The following is a 13,618-nucleotide window of genomic DNA, read 5'->3' on the forward strand; positions in this document are numbered from 1 at the left end:
AAGATGAAAAAATATACTTTTATTTTAACTTTTGGGATTGTATTAACCTTTGGAAATTTAAGCACTTTTGCACAGGAAAACTCTAAAGAAATCAACCAAAAGAATAATGACAAAACAGAGAAAGTTAAAGAAGCAAAATTAAAAAAGCATAAAGAAAAAGATCACGGTAATCACAATCATGATAAAATAAAAAATGATAAGTCTAATAACGGTAACGCCTATGGAAAATACAAAAATGGTTTAACTGGCAGAGAGTTTGTAGAACTAAGATCTGAAGAGGCTAAAAATAAAATTAAAGAACAAGAGCAGAATTTAAAAGATAAGCAAGAGTTTGTTCGTAATGGTAGAGAAAAAATAGTAAAAATTAGAGAAAGAGTTAAAACACAAAGAGAGAATCAAGTAATTACTTTAGAGCAAGCTATAGAAAAAGAAAAAAAGATATCTAAAGCAGAAGATAAATTAAAAGTACTTGAAGATCGTATTTCTTTAGCAAGAGAAAATCTAAAAAAACGGAGAGAAGAATTTAGAAAGGTTGTATTACCTGAATAAAATGAGTTGCATGTTGAATAAATAAAAAAATCTCAAACATTAGTTTGAGATTTTTTTATTTATAAATGACGTGTATTTATATCTAGATATTCATTTCAGGAATATCACCTTCTATAATCAATTCACCTTCTGTAGCATTTTGGATGTCTTCTACAGAAACTCCTGGAGCGCGCTCCAATAATTTAAATCCTTTAGGCGTAACTTCTAATACAGCTAAATTGGTTACTATTTTTTTAACACAACCAACACCAGTAAGCGGTAAGCTGCATTTTTTCAATAGTTTAGATTCGCCAGCACGATTGGTATGCATCATGGCTACAATAATATTTTCTGCTGAAGCAACTAAGTCCATAGCACCGCCCATACCTTTAACCATTTTACCAGGTATTTTCCAGTTAGCAATATCCCCATTTTCGGACACTTCCATTGCTCCTAAAATAGTTAAATGCACATGTTGACCACGAATCATTGAAAAACTGGTGGCTGAATCAAAAAAACTTGCACCAGGTAAAGTGGTTATGGTTTGTTTTCCTGCATTAATAATATCGGCATCTTCTTCACCTTCAAAAGGAAAAGGCCCCATGCCAAGCACACCATTTTCACTTTGAAATTCCACTTCTATATCGTCTCTTACATAGTTAGCTACTAAAGTTGGTATACCAATACCAAGATTTACATAGTAACCATCTTGTACTTCTTTTGCAATTCGTTTTGCTATTCCTGTTTTATCTAACATATATTTAATGTTTCAATTCTTTAATGTAAAAATGTAACAATTTGACTATGAAATAGTAATTTTAAAGTCAAGGTTTTGTTTTATAACTCGTGCTTATTATTTTATATAATATCAAACCAAGTTCTTTAATTTGTAGTTTAACTATAGGGTTAAAAGTATACGATGATGCTTTTTCGCATAATAATAGCCAATACTTTGTTTCTTCTAATTCTTTTGCTGCTATTTTTAATTTATGAATAAAGTCTGCTTTACTTTCTGCATTTTGTGCTTCATGAATATTTGCACCTATACTTGTTCCAGATTTTAAAAGCTGATTTGCAATTACAAATTTTCTTTTAGATTCTAATAATTCTGTAAATTCAATAATGTGTAAAGAAAACTCAATTGATTTGTCTAAAATTATGTTTTTTCTTTCCATTGCTACATTATTAAATTAGTGCATTGAAAAATTATTTAGTTCTCACTGTTCGTTGCTCAATTCGTTTTTCGTACTTCTCACCTTGAAATATACGCTGTACAAAAATTCCTGGGATATGAATTTGATTTGGGTCTAACTCACCAGCAGGAACTAACTCTTCAACTTCTGCTACTGTAATTTTTGCAGCGCCACACATGACTGGGTTAAAGTTTCTTGCGGTACCTTTAAATATTAAATTTCCAGCGGTATCGCCTTTCCAGGCTTTTACAAAAGAAAAATCAGCCTTAAAAGCATGTTCTAGCACATACATTTTGCCATCAAATTCACGAGTTTCTTTACCTTTTGCAACCTCAGTTCCAAATCCTGCAGGTGTATAAATTGCAGGAAAACCAGATTGTGCTGCTCTACAGCGCTCGGCTAAAGTACCTTGAGGAATTAATTCTACATCCAATTCCCCTGAAAGCATTTGGCGTTCAAATTCATCATTTTCTCCAACATATGAAGAAATCATTTTTTTAATTTGTTTACCGTGTAACAGTAAGCCTAATCCAAAATCGTCTACCCCAGCATTATTAGAAATACAGGTTAATCCGTTTATATTTTTTTCAACTAACTCGGCTATAGCATTTTCAGGAATACCACACAATCCAAAACCTCCTAACATAAAGGTCATGTCATTTTTAACACCTTCTAAAGCTTCTTTAACCGAATTTACTTTTTTTGAAATCATTCGTTTATGTTTATTTTTGAAGTATAAATTTACAAATAAAAAAGCCATTCAAAAATGAATGGCTTAATAAATTAAGGCTTATTCTAAATATTCCTTAAAATAATATTTATATTTTAGAGTTACATTCCCAAATCATCAATATCGGGAACTTGAGGTGTTTCCGAACCATCTGGATTATAATTGTCACAATCCACTTCGATAGTTAATTCTTCAGGAGCTTCAAATTCACCTTTAGAAATTTCTAAATCTTTATTGGCATAACAGTCTTTCATATACATTCCCCATATAGGTAATGCCATAGAAGCACCTTGACCATACGCTATATTTCTAAAATGTGTTGCTCTGTCTTCGCCACCAACCCAAACTCCGGTAACTAAGTTAGGAACCATTCCCATAAACCAGCCATCACTGTTATTTTGTGTAGTTCCTGTTTTACCAGCTATTGGATTTTTAAATTCATAAGGATAACCTGTAATTATTTCTCTATAAACTGCGTTCCATTGATCTGCACCCTTAGTTCTTAAACGTGTTCCAGAACCACCTTGAGTAACACCTTCCATTAACTTTACAGTAACATAAGCAGATTCTTCGCTCAAAACATCTTGAGATTTAGGTAAAAACTGTTCTAAAACCGTATCATTTTTATCTGAAATTGCAGTAACCATAATTGGTTCTATATAAACCCCTTTGTTTGCAAATGTGGCATAAGCACCTACCATTTCGTAAACGCTAATGTCTGGAGTTCCTAAAGCAATGGAAGGAACTTCAGGAATATTAGAAGTTACTCCTAATTTTTGAGCTAAATTGGTTACCTGTTTTGGCCCTACTTTATCCATTAATCGTGCAGTGACGGTATTTACAGAATTTGCAAGAGCCGATTTTAAGGTCATCATACCACCATAACTACCATCACTATTACTTGGCGTCCAGGCTTTCTGATTGTTCCACTTTCCTGCTTCAATAGTATATTGAGATTTTGGTAATTGGTCGCAAGGCGACATGTGTAATTGGTCTATTGCGGTAGCGTAAACAAATGGTTTAAAGGTTGAGCCTACTTGACGTTTACCTTGTTTTACCATATCATATTGGAAATGTCTGTAATTAAAACCTCCAACCCAAGCTTTTACATGACCCGATTGTGGTTCCATACTCATCATTCCTGTACGTAAAAAGGATTTGTAGTAGCGCATAGAATCTATAGGTTTCATAATAGTATCTATCTCTCCTTTCCATGAAAACACACTCATTGGAGTTGGTTTTTCAAAAGAAGCATAGATTTCATCTTCCGATTTTTTTAAATCGTATTTCATTTTACGCCAGCGTTCGGATTTTTTAATGTCACGACGCAATAAATCTTCAACTTCGTCTACTGTTAGTCCTAAAAAAGGAGCTGTTTTATTTCGATCTGGTTTATTTTGAACAAAAAATTCAGCCTGTAATTTTTCCATATGCTTTGCAACTGCATTTTCTGCATATTCCTGCATTCTGGAATCTATAGTGGTATAAATTTTTAATCCGTCGTTGTATAAATTATATTTTGACCCGTCTGGTTTTGGATTGTTTTTAATCCAATCTTTCATATATTCTGTTAGGTAAGCTCTAAAATAAGTTGCAGTACCATCACGATGGGATTCTGGAGTATACTTTAAATCTAAAGGTGTTTTTTGTAAAGAATCGCTAATTGTTTCTTTTAAGTAACCATATTTAACCATTTGGTCTAGAACGGTATTTCTTCGGTCTTTTGTTCCGATTGGGTTTCTAGAAGGTCTTGGGTTGTATAAAGAGGAGTTTTTAAACATTCCTACTAACATAGCAGACTCCTTTACATTTAAATCTTTTGGTTCTTTTCCAAAATAGATACGCGAAGCACTTCTAATACCATCGGCATTATTACCAAAATCGTAAATATTAAAATATTGTGTAATAATTTCCTCTTTAGTGTATTGACGCTCTAAACGAATAGCAATAATCCATTCTTTTATTTTTTGAAAAGCACGTTCAATTTTACTACTAGACACCTGGTCTGTAAACAATTGTTTTGCTAATTGCTGAGATATTGTACTTGCACCGCCACCTTTACCAAGCATAACAATTGCTCGTAAAGTACCACGAGCATCAATACCAGAATGGTCATAAAAACGAGCATCTTCGGTTGCAATTAATGCATTTACTAAATCTTTTGGTAAGTTCTCATAACTTACAGGCGTTCTATTATCATTAAAATAAAATTTAGCCAGAGTTTTTCCATCTGAAGAAATAATTTCTGAAGCTAAATTGGTATTAGGGTTTTCTAATTGTGTATGGTCTGGAAGCTCTCCGAACACACCTACTGATGCTAAAAAGAAAACAAGAACTATCATAAGCACACCGCTTAAAAATAGCATCCAAAACCATTTGATATAAGTTCCAAAACCTGTGTTTTGATTATTTTTTTTCTTTGCCATATCTCGCTTTTAATTAAAAAAGTTATAGGTGTTTTTTATTTTGATTTTTCTATACTAAATCCTACATCGGTAACGCCTTCCAGATTTGTAATTCCATTCACTTCGCCATTTTTTCTCATAGCATGTTGAATTTTTATTTCGTAATCGCCTTCTTCGGTAAATTTAACGCCTTCTTTATACCATAATTTGTTTGTTTTTATGGCGCCAATACCTTCTCCCAATAATTCACCTGTTTTATAGGCCATCTTATATTCTAGCGTATCTACAACTACTTTACCATTTGGAAAGTCCATTTCAACAATAAGGAATAAGTTATTGTATTTATACTCATTGGTGTTTCTAACATTTACAAATAAATTATAAGCTTGTAAAGTGTCATTAGGATTCATTTTAAAAGAAACGATATCTTTCTCGTTCCAAGAGGTAGAGACTTCTTTATACTCATCAAAGACCATATCATTTTTGCATGATACAAAACAGATCACAGCAATAATTAATATGAAATTTATATTAGTCTTTTTTTGAATCATTGGTATTCGGGTTAGGTCTCGTTTTTCTTGGCTTATTAGAAGGTCTTCTTTTTTTTGAATTATTTTTTTGTGTTGGAGCTTCCTTCGGATTTACTTTTGCGTCTGTTGTTGTTTGATTTCGCTTTGGTTTAGGGCCTGTTTTTTTAGATGCTGTTCTTTTTTGATTTGGATTTGCCGATTTTGTAGCCGAATTAGGATTTCGTTTTTTAGACTTGTTTTGTCTACCTCTTCCTTTAGATTTAGGTTTATCAAATCGGGTTAAACTGTCTTGTCCAACGACATTTTCAAATTCAGTTTTAGGCTCTTCCGTTATATTAACTGCATATTCCTCTATACTAGCAACAGTTTCTTTTTTCTTATTTTTAAAAATAATGGCATTGGCCTGTTCTTTGGTTAACAAATGCCAATTCATCCAATCTCCTTCATAAGCATACCACAAATGACCTTTAAAAATGTCTGTTTTCTGGCAAACTGCGGTTCCTTTTTCCGTATAAAGTTTGGTTTCCGTTTTAGGAAATGTTTTTAAAGCATCTAAATAAGAATCTAGCTCATAATTTAAACAACATTTTAATTTACCACATTGCCCAGCCAGTTTTTGCGGATTTAAAGACAGTTGTTGGTAACGTGCAGCACTTGTACTTACCGATCTAAAGTCTGTTAGCCAAGTAGAACAACACAATTCTCTTCCGCATGATCCAATACCACCAAGTCGTGACGCTTCTTGTCTAAACCCAACTTGTTTCATTTCTATACGGGTCTTGAACTCTTTGGCAAATAGTTTTATAAGCTCTCTAAAATCAACACGTTCTTCTGCAGTATAGTAAAAGGTTGCTTTACTGGCATCACCTTGAAATTCAATATCTGAAATTTTCATTTTCAGTTTTAAATCTATAGCAAATTGCCTTGCTTTTACCTTCATAGGTTCTTCTCTGTCTCTTGCAGCAGACCAAATGTCGATATCTTTTTGAGAAGCTTTACGATATACTTTTTCGAATTCTTTCGTTTCGGCATTTATTTTCTTTCGCTTCATTTGTACTCTAACCAATTCTCCGGTTAAAGTAACCATTCCAATATCATGTCCAGATTGTACTTGTGTAGCTACAATATCTCCTATGCTTAACGATAAATTTTCAGTGTTTTTATAGTATTCTTTTCGTCCGTTTTTAAAGCGAACTTCAACCCAGTCAAATGGTTTTTCATTATTTGGTAAAGACATGTTAGATAACCAATCGAAAACGGTTAGTTTATTACAACTGTCTGTACCACATGTACCATTATTTTTGCAACCTTTTGGTTGACCATCGGTTCCTGTTGCACAACTTTGACAAGCCATTTGTTTTATATATATAGAATCTAAAACTTGGTTTTAGATGAGGGTTAATATGATGTAAATTAGTGTAAATATACTATTATTATAACGAGATAAAAAGTGTAAACTTTAACTCTACTAAAAACAACTCTAAAAAGTAAGTTTTATTTCTTCTAAAAGAAAAAAATAAATGAATTTTTCCGGGTTTTAAGAAGGTAAGCCGCCAACAATAACAACAATTTCGCCCTTAGGCGGTTTATTAGTATAATGATCTAAAACTTCCTTTGCAGTACCGCGAACAGTTTCTTCAAAAAGCTTTGTAATTTCTCTTGAAACCGAAACCGGACGTTCCTCTCCAAAATACTCGCAAAAATGACCTAATGTTTTAATTAATTTATGAGGACTTTCATAAAAAATCATAGTACGAGTTTCTTCTGCTAAAAATTTCAAACGGGTTTGTCGCCCTTTTTTTACTGGAAGAAATCCTTCAAAAACAAATTTATCATTAGGTAGACCACTATTTACTAGTGCAGGTACAAAAGCAGTTGCGCCGGGTAAGCAGTTAACTTCTATCTGGTTCTCTACACAGGCGCGGGTTAATAAAAACCCTGGGTCTGATATAGCAGGAGTTCCGGCATCACTAATTAACGCTATTTTTTCTCCATTTTGAAGACGTTTAATTAATTGCTCTACCGTTTTATGTTCGTTATGCATATGGTGGCTTTGCATTGGCGTTTTAATCTCGTAATGCTTTAAGAGTTTTCCGGAAGTTCGGGTGTCTTCAGCTAAAATACAATCGACTTCTTTAAGTATGCGTAACGCTCGAAAAGTAATATCTTCTAGATTGCCTATTGGTGTTGGTACTAAGTATAGCATTATGTTTTTATTAGTAGTCTATAAATATAGCATAAAAAAAGCCTTTACATTGCTGTAAAGGCTTTTAAACTTGCTCCTCTTCTTGGGCTCGAACCAAGGACCCTCTGATTAACAGTCAGATGCTCTAACCAACTGAGCTAAAGAGGAGTGTTTGTTTGAGTGCGCAAATATAAAAGGTTTTTTAAATTGCACAAAACTTTTTTATAAAAATTTAATTAAAAAGTGCTTTAAAAATATCATTTCCGTTGGCAAACAGCACTAAAGCTATTAAAATAAAGAAACCAACCATTTGTGCATACTCCATAAATTTGTCTCCAGGCTTACGTCCGGAAATCATTTCATATAGTAAAAACATCACATGTCCACCATCTAAAGCAGGAATAGGTAATAAATTAAGAACCCCTAACATAATAGATAGAAAAGCAGTAATACTCCAAAATGCCGGCCAGCTCCATGTGTCTGGAAATACGTCGTAAATCGCTTTAAAACCACCAACACCTTTGTAAGCACCAGTACTTGGACTAAAAATTTGTTTTAATTGCCCAAAATAGCCTGTAATTTGAGAAGTGAATTTATCTAGACCTACACCGAAGCTTTCTGAAAAAGAGTATTCGTTTCTAACAACCTTTAAATACCCTAACTCTTCCATGCTTTTGTATGTAACACCTTGCACAACACCTAATTCCCCTTTATCATTTATTTTTAACTCTAAAGACTCCAATTCTCCATTTCTTAACACGTCAGCTTTAATAGTTTGATTTTTTGAATCTTTCGCAATTGAAACAACTTGATCTGTATATTCAGCATCTTTACCATCTAATGTTCTAATAATATCGCCTTCCTTTAATCCTGAATTTTTATTTAAAGATGAATCTGGAACTTTCACTACTACAAAAGGAATTCTAAGTTCAAACAAATCTCGATCATCACTTGTAGATAATTGTCCTAAAAAATCTTCTGGTAATGCAATGGTTTTTTGTTCGCCGTTTCTTTCTACGGTAACCGATTTTGCGCCAATAATATTTCCTTTAATCTCAGAATATTTTGTAATTTCTTTATCATCAATCCTAACAACATCGTCTCCCGTTTCAAAACCTAATTTAGTTAATAAAGGATTTTGAACGGTATATCCTTCTTTTATACTGTCTGTAGAAATATCGGCATCGCCATAAGCCCAAGAGGCTACAATATATATAAGTAAGGCTAATACAAAGTTTACGGTAACACCACCAAGCATAATTATTAAACGTTGCCAAGCTGGTTTAGAACGAAATTCCCAAGGTTGTGGTGGTAAAGCCATTTGTTCTTTGTCCATGCTTTCGTCTATCATTCCAGAAATCTTCACATAACCACCAAGTGGTAACCAGCCAATTCCATATACGGTATCTCCAATTTTCTTTTTAAAAAGGGAAAACTTAACATCAAAAAACAAATAAAATTTTTCGACTCTGGTTTTAAATAATTTTGCAGGAATAAAATGACCTAATTCGTGTAACACTATTAATAATGACAAGCTTAAAAGAAACTGTCCAATTTTTATAATAAATTCCATGTAGTATATAATCTGTAAATAATCGCCCAAAAGTACATATTTAAGCTTGGTTTAAAAAAATTAAAATGAATTGAGTTAAGACATTAACAGCAATTTATGAGTGTATAAAGTTTTTGGTACGATTCCTATCTTGTATTTTTGTAGTATTAATAAGCTATTATGTTAGAGTTTTTTAAAGACTACAAAAAGTTTGCCTTTTTTTTTATTTTGCTTTCTGCTGTAATTATAACAGTGTTCTATTCTATACTAAGTGTAGATAAAGTTTTGCCTATTTGGCAACCAGCATCGGTAAACCAAGAGTTAGTGGACACTACTATTCAGCATGTAAAAAAGTATCACAAAATTGCCGATTTCTCTTTAATTAATCAGAATGGTAAAACCATAACTCAAGAGGATTATAAAGACAAGATATACATTGCCGATTTTTTCTTCACAACTTGTCCTACCATTTGCCCTATCATGACAGATCACATGTATCAAATTCAAAAAGAAATTTTAGATGATGATGAGGTTATGTTGTTGTCTCATTCGGTTACTCCTAAAATAGATTCGGTAGCTCAATTGAAACGTTATGCACAACAAAAAGGGGTGAATGATAAAAAATGGAATCTGGTTACCGGCGATAAAAAACAAATTTATGAGTTAGCTAGAAAAAGTTACTTTGCTGTTTTAACAGATGGTAATGGAGATGAATATGATATGATCCATACCGAAAACTTTATGTTAATAGATAAAGAACGAAGAATTAGAAATTATTATGACGGTACAGATCCAGAAGCTATACAACAATTATTAGAGGATCTTAAAACGTTAAAAAAGGAATATGATTAAGACTTTAGGTCTATATTTTTTTTTGACTGATTAATTTCTACTACTTTTGCTTCTTTAAAATCAATCTAAATAAGCTTGAGCCATACACTTGCAGATTTAAAGCGTGGAGAACACGCAGTAATATTAGACGTTTCGTCTGTAGAAATTCCTTTAAAGTTATTGGAAATGGGTTGTTTACCTGGTAATAAGGTACAATTGGTACAAGTTGCCCCGTTTTCGGATCCCATGTATTTAAATATTAACGGGACGCATTTAGCTATTAGAAAAGAAACAGCCATTCATATCTTAATTGAAAAACTGTAATGAGTAAACATATTAATATTGCTTTAATTGGAAATCCTAATACAGGTAAAACCTCGGTGTTCAATGCACTTACAGGCTTAAACCAGCAGGTTGGGAATTATCCAGGAATTACGGTTGAAAAAAAACAGGGGATTTGCAAGTTAGACAGAAATCTTAAAGCACATATTATAGATTTACCGGGAACGTATTCCTTAAACGCTTCGTCTTTAGACGAAAATGTGGTTATTGAATTGTTGCTTAATAAAAACGACAAAGATTTTCCCGATGTTGTTGTAGTGGTAAGTGATGTAGAAAATTTAAAACGTAACTTATTATTATTTACACAAATTAAAGATTTAGAAATCCCTACCATTCTTGCTATAAATATGGCAGATCGTATGTCTTATAAAGGGATTTCTTTAGATATACCTTATCTAGAAAAACACTTAAAAACAAAAATAGCCTTAATAAGTACCCGAAAAAATTCTGGTATTGCAGAGTTAAAGGAAACGATTCAATCTTATAAGGATATATCTACAGAACCTTGTTTAAATGCTTCAGAGATTGATTCTGAATATTTTAATAGGTTAAGAGTGGCGTTTCCAAATCAGTTACTATATAAATTATGGCTGGTCATTACACAAGATGTCAATTTTGGAAAAACCAATAGGAAGGAAATTGATGCCATTACGAGTTTTAAAACAAAATCTGAAGGCGATTTAAAACGACTTCAACAAAAGGAAACCATTAAACGTTACCAGTTTATTAATGAAGTTTTAAAAATTGGTAAAACGGTTGATGCCTCTCAAGCTAAAGATTTACGAACTAGAATGGATCGTATTTTAACGCATAAGATTTTTGGTTATGTAATCTTTTTCTTCATTTTACTACTTATTTTTCAAGCTATTTACGATTGGTCTAGCGTACCAATGGATTTAATAGACACAGCTTTTGCAAACTTAAGTGAATGGGTTAAAGATACCTTGCCTCCAGGAGATTTTACCAATTTATTGGCTGAGGGAATTATTTCCGGACTTGGTGGTATAGTAATTTTTATACCACAAATTGCTTTCCTGTTTTTATTTATTTCTGTTTTAGAAGAAAGTGGTTATATGAGCCGTGTGGTGTTTTTAATGGATCGCGTCATGCGAAAATTTGGACTAAGCGGTAAAAGTGTTGTCCCATTAATTTCAGGAACAGCTTGTGCTATTCCGGCTATTATGGCAACGCGAAATATTGAAAGCTGGAAAGAACGATTAATTACTATTTTAGTTACGCCATTTACAACATGTTCTGCCAGATTACCTGTGTATTTAATTATTATTTCCTTGGTTATACCGGAAGGTTCTATCATTGGATTAAGCTATCAGGCATTAACTTTAATGCTTTTATATTTAATAGGTTTCGGTTCGGCAGTATTTTCAGCATACCTTTTAAATAAGGTGTTAAAAATAAAAAGCAAAACGTTTTTTGTAGTAGAAATGCCCAATTACAAACTGCCGCTTCTTAAAAATGTAGGTTTAACGGTTTTAGAAAAAACCAAATCCTTTGTGGTTGGAGCAGGAAAAATAATCTTGGCTATTTCTATCGTGCTATGGGTTTTAGCATCTTATGGTCCAGGTGATGCCTTTAATAATGCCGAAGAAATAGTTACAGAGCAATATGCTTCAGATAATTTAGGAAGTGAAGAACTTAACAAGAAAATTGCTTCACATAAATTAGAACATTCTTTTATAGGAATTACAGGAAGAGCTATAGAGCCTGTTATTAGACCTTTAGGTTACGACTGGAAAATTGGTATTGCCATAGTAAGTAGTTTTGCTGCGCGTGAAGTGTTTGTAGGAACTTTAGCAACCATTTATAGTGTTGGTAATGACGATGAAGAAACGATTAAAAACCGAATGGCAGGCGAGGTCAACCCTATTTTAGGTGGACCATTATTTAATTTTGCTTCGGGAATTTCATTGTTACTATTTTATGCATTTGCCATGCAATGTATGAGTACTTTAGCTATAGTTAAAAAAGAAACTAACAGCTGGAAATGGCCAGCTTACCAATTAGTAGTTATGACGGCATTGGCATACGTAGTGGCTTTTGCAAGCTATCAGTTTTTAAAATAAGCAATCTTATGGAAAGTCCAGTGATACAAAAGGTTTTGGTAGGAGCGGCATTACTTATTGCTGTAGGGTTTTTAGTCTATAAATATATTTTACCAAAAAAATCTAAAGCAGGAAAAGACTGTGGTAATGGCAGTTGTGGTTGTTAATTGGCTTTAGTAACATTTATCTTTAAAATATACTCGCCAATAGTCTTACCTTCTTCAGGGTAAGGTAAAAGGTCAATAGCATTTATATTAAATTCTCCATCACTTGCTATAAAAGAACTTGACTTTGTTAATCCGTTTGAAGTTATAAAAACTTCTTTTTTTTCTTTTTTCCCATTTGTAATAACTTCAACAAGTACTTTGGCTTCTCCAGCCCAAATACAGGTTACTCCAATAGGACATCTAGAATCACTTAAGACTTTAAGTAAAGTGACTGACATATTATTTACAGGAATTGCCTGATTTATTTTTTGCTCCATAACAATTTTTGGCGCTTTTACTACAGTAGTGTCTTGCGCGTAAGTTAAAGAGGCTAAGAGAAAAAAGGGAAGTAAAAAATAGTTCATATTATAGTTCTATAGATACAAAAATGTTTTTTGCAACATGTTGGGAAACCACTAATTCTGTATTATTATACATAAGCTTTAAAGAATTATCAAAAGGTTCTTTGTGTATTACTTCAAATAACGTTCCTAATGCAATTTTATTGGTATCTAAATACCTTAAAAAATCTGTGGAGGTGTCTTTTACTCCAACACATTTATATATTTTTTTTAATTCCGCGTTAGCTAAAATGATTTTATCTATGCTATTAAAATTTCCGTTTTTATCAGGAATTGGGTCTCCGTGCGGATCGTACTTAGGAAAATTTAGAAACGCGTCTAATTCATTTATTAATTTTTCAGATTTTATGTGTTCCAACTGTTCTGCAACATCATGAACTTCATCCCAAGTAAAATTTAATTTTTCAACCAAAAAAACTTCCCATAAGCGATGTTTTCTAATAATGTTTTTAGCCGCTAATTGTCCTTGTGCGGTTAAGCTAACACCTTGGTATTTAACATAGTTTACTAATTGCTTATCAGACAATTTTTTAATCATATCTGTAGCCGAAGACGCTTTGGTTTTCATGGCTTTGGCAACCGCATTAGTACTTACACTTTCCTTGCCTTGTTTGCCTAAATGATAAATTCCTTTTATATAGTTTTCTTCGGTTAAAGTCATTGCTCCATATTATCGTATTACAAATATATACTA

General features: G+C 32.6%; 15 protein-coding genes and 1 tRNA gene. 5 read left to right on the forward strand and 11 right to left on the reverse strand.

The features are described 5' to 3' along the window. Window positions 1-3 precede the first annotated feature (3 nt). A complete protein-coding gene (locus tag C7H52_RS03895) occupies window positions 4-549 on the forward strand; it encodes a coiled-coil domain-containing protein (protein WP_106462576.1) in 546 nt (181 codons plus the stop codon). Window positions 550-631: 82 nt separating this feature from the next. Here C7H52_RS03895 and C7H52_RS03900 read toward each other — a convergent pair whose 3' ends face one another. The 9 genes from C7H52_RS03900 to rseP form a co-directional block, all read right to left on the reverse strand. After that, the gene (locus C7H52_RS03900; protein ID WP_106462577.1) at window positions 632-1,285 is read right to left on the reverse strand and encodes a CoA transferase subunit B; all 654 of its coding nucleotides are present in this window, start codon (window positions 1,283-1,285) and stop codon (window positions 632-634) included. 67 nt (window positions 1,286-1,352) lie between these two features. Next, on the reverse strand, window positions 1,353-1,703 hold the full coding sequence (locus C7H52_RS03905) for a four helix bundle protein (protein ID WP_106462578.1): 351 nt from the start codon (window positions 1,701-1,703) through the stop codon (window positions 1,353-1,355). Between the two features lie 31 nt (window positions 1,704-1,734). Beyond that, window positions 1,735-2,433 carry a CoA transferase subunit A gene (locus C7H52_RS03910; protein ID WP_106462579.1) on the reverse strand — a complete coding sequence of 233 codons (699 nt, stop codon included), beginning with the start codon at window positions 2,431-2,433 and terminating at the stop codon, window positions 1,735-1,737. Window positions 2,434-2,552: 119 nt separating this feature from the next. Continuing rightward, window positions 2,553-4,877 carry a penicillin-binding protein 1A gene (locus C7H52_RS03915; RefSeq protein WP_106462580.1) on the reverse strand — a complete coding sequence of 775 codons (2,325 nt, stop codon included), beginning with the start codon at window positions 4,875-4,877 and terminating at the stop codon, window positions 2,553-2,555. A 35-nt stretch (window positions 4,878-4,912) separates the two neighbouring features. Beyond that, window positions 4,913-5,407 carry a gliding motility lipoprotein GldH gene (locus C7H52_RS03920; protein WP_106462581.1) on the reverse strand — a complete coding sequence of 165 codons (495 nt, stop codon included), beginning with the start codon at window positions 5,405-5,407 and terminating at the stop codon, window positions 4,913-4,915. After that, window positions 5,388-6,740 carry a PSP1 domain-containing protein gene (locus C7H52_RS03925; RefSeq protein WP_106462582.1) on the reverse strand — a complete coding sequence of 451 codons (1,353 nt, stop codon included), beginning with the start codon at window positions 6,738-6,740 and terminating at the stop codon, window positions 5,388-5,390. The genes C7H52_RS03920 and C7H52_RS03925 overlap by 20 nt, the downstream gene beginning before the upstream one ends. 183 nt (window positions 6,741-6,923) lie before the next feature. Next, window positions 6,924-7,592 (reverse strand): 16S rRNA (cytidine(1402)-2'-O)-methyltransferase, encoded by a 669-nt coding sequence (rsmI, locus tag C7H52_RS03930; RefSeq protein WP_106462583.1) that lies wholly within the window; start codon window positions 7,590-7,592, stop codon window positions 6,924-6,926. A 73-nt stretch (window positions 7,593-7,665) separates the two neighbouring features. Further along, window positions 7,666-7,739 (reverse strand) — tRNA-Asn (locus tag C7H52_RS03935). A gap of 64 nt (window positions 7,740-7,803) precedes the next feature. Continuing rightward, the gene (gene rseP, locus C7H52_RS03940; protein WP_106462584.1) at window positions 7,804-9,144 is read right to left on the reverse strand and encodes an RIP metalloprotease RseP; all 1,341 of its coding nucleotides are present in this window, start codon (window positions 9,142-9,144) and stop codon (window positions 7,804-7,806) included. A gap of 159 nt (window positions 9,145-9,303) precedes the next feature. Between rseP and C7H52_RS03945 the strand changes: the two genes are divergently transcribed. From C7H52_RS03945 to C7H52_RS03960, 4 genes are all read left to right on the forward strand, one after another. Continuing rightward, window positions 9,304-9,975, forward strand: a complete 672-nt coding sequence (locus C7H52_RS03945) for an SCO family protein (RefSeq protein WP_106462585.1) — start codon at window positions 9,304-9,306, stop codon at window positions 9,973-9,975. Window positions 9,976-10,050: 75 nt separating this feature from the next. Then, window positions 10,051-10,278 (forward strand): FeoA family protein, encoded by a 228-nt coding sequence (locus tag C7H52_RS03950; RefSeq protein ID WP_106462586.1) that lies wholly within the window; start codon window positions 10,051-10,053, stop codon window positions 10,276-10,278. Further along, on the forward strand, window positions 10,278-12,377 hold the full coding sequence (gene feoB / locus C7H52_RS03955; protein WP_106462587.1) for a ferrous iron transport protein B: 2,100 nt from the start codon (window positions 10,278-10,280) through the stop codon (window positions 12,375-12,377). The genes C7H52_RS03950 and feoB overlap by 1 nt, the downstream gene beginning before the upstream one ends. 8 nt (window positions 12,378-12,385) lie before the next feature. Continuing rightward, window positions 12,386-12,523: a FeoB-associated Cys-rich membrane protein gene (locus C7H52_RS03960; protein WP_245918527.1), complete on the forward strand. Its 138-nt coding sequence runs from the start codon at window positions 12,386-12,388 to the stop codon at window positions 12,521-12,523. Here the strand turns inward: C7H52_RS03960 and C7H52_RS03965 are convergent. Further along, complete coding sequence (locus C7H52_RS03965) at window positions 12,520-12,927, reverse strand: hypothetical protein (RefSeq protein ID WP_106462588.1); 408 nt, start codon at window positions 12,925-12,927, stop codon at window positions 12,520-12,522. The two genes, C7H52_RS03960 and C7H52_RS03965, sit on opposite strands and share 4 nt — an antisense overlap. A 1-nt stretch (window position 12,928) precedes the next feature. After that, window positions 12,929-13,585 (reverse strand): metal-dependent transcriptional regulator, encoded by a 657-nt coding sequence (locus C7H52_RS03970; RefSeq protein WP_106462589.1) that lies wholly within the window; start codon window positions 13,583-13,585, stop codon window positions 12,929-12,931. Window positions 13,586-13,618 lie beyond the last annotated feature (33 nt).

This window comes from Aurantibacter aestuarii (assembly GCF_003008425.1).
Taxonomy (GTDB): Bacteria; Bacteroidota; Bacteroidia; order Flavobacteriales; family Flavobacteriaceae; genus Aurantibacter; species Aurantibacter aestuarii.

Bases quoted from the DNA above. Each gene is read 5' to 3' on its own strand.
- C7H52_RS03910 (WP_106462579.1), bottom strand. From the start codon at position 2,433: ATGATTTCAAAAAAAGTAAATTCGGTTAAAGAAGCTTTAGAAGGTGTT.
- C7H52_RS03900 (WP_106462577.1), bottom strand. From the start codon at position 1,285: ATGTTAGATAAAACAGGAATAGCAAAACGAATTGCAAAAGAAGTACAA.
- C7H52_RS03925 (WP_106462582.1), bottom strand. From the start codon at position 6,740: ATGGCTTGTCAAAGTTGTGCAACAGGAACCGATGGTCAACCAAAAGGT.
- feoB (WP_106462587.1), top strand. From the start codon at position 10,278: ATGAGTAAACATATTAATATTGCTTTAATTGGAAATCCTAATACAGGT.
- C7H52_RS03895 (WP_106462576.1), top strand. From the start codon at position 4: ATGAAAAAATATACTTTTATTTTAACTTTTGGGATTGTATTAACCTTT.
- C7H52_RS03905 (WP_106462578.1), bottom strand. From the start codon at position 1,703: ATGGAAAGAAAAAACATAATTTTAGACAAATCAATTGAGTTTTCTTTA.
- C7H52_RS03945 (WP_106462585.1), top strand. From the start codon at position 9,304: ATGTTAGAGTTTTTTAAAGACTACAAAAAGTTTGCCTTTTTTTTTATT.
- C7H52_RS03920 (WP_106462581.1), bottom strand. From the start codon at position 5,407: ATGATTCAAAAAAAGACTAATATAAATTTCATATTAATTATTGCTGTG.
- C7H52_RS03915 (WP_106462580.1), bottom strand. From the start codon at position 4,877: ATGGCAAAGAAAAAAAATAATCAAAACACAGGTTTTGGAACTTATATC.
- rsmI (WP_106462583.1), bottom strand. From the start codon at position 7,592: ATGCTATACTTAGTACCAACACCAATAGGCAATCTAGAAGATATTACT.
- C7H52_RS03970 (WP_106462589.1), bottom strand. From the start codon at position 13,585: ATGACTTTAACCGAAGAAAACTATATAAAAGGAATTTATCATTTAGGC.
- rseP (WP_106462584.1), bottom strand. From the start codon at position 9,144: ATGGAATTTATTATAAAAATTGGACAGTTTCTTTTAAGCTTGTCATTA.
- C7H52_RS03965 (WP_106462588.1), bottom strand. From the start codon at position 12,927: ATGAACTATTTTTTACTTCCCTTTTTTCTCTTAGCCTCTTTAACTTAC.
- C7H52_RS03960 (WP_245918527.1), top strand. From the start codon at position 12,386: ATGGAAAGTCCAGTGATACAAAAGGTTTTGGTAGGAGCGGCATTACTT.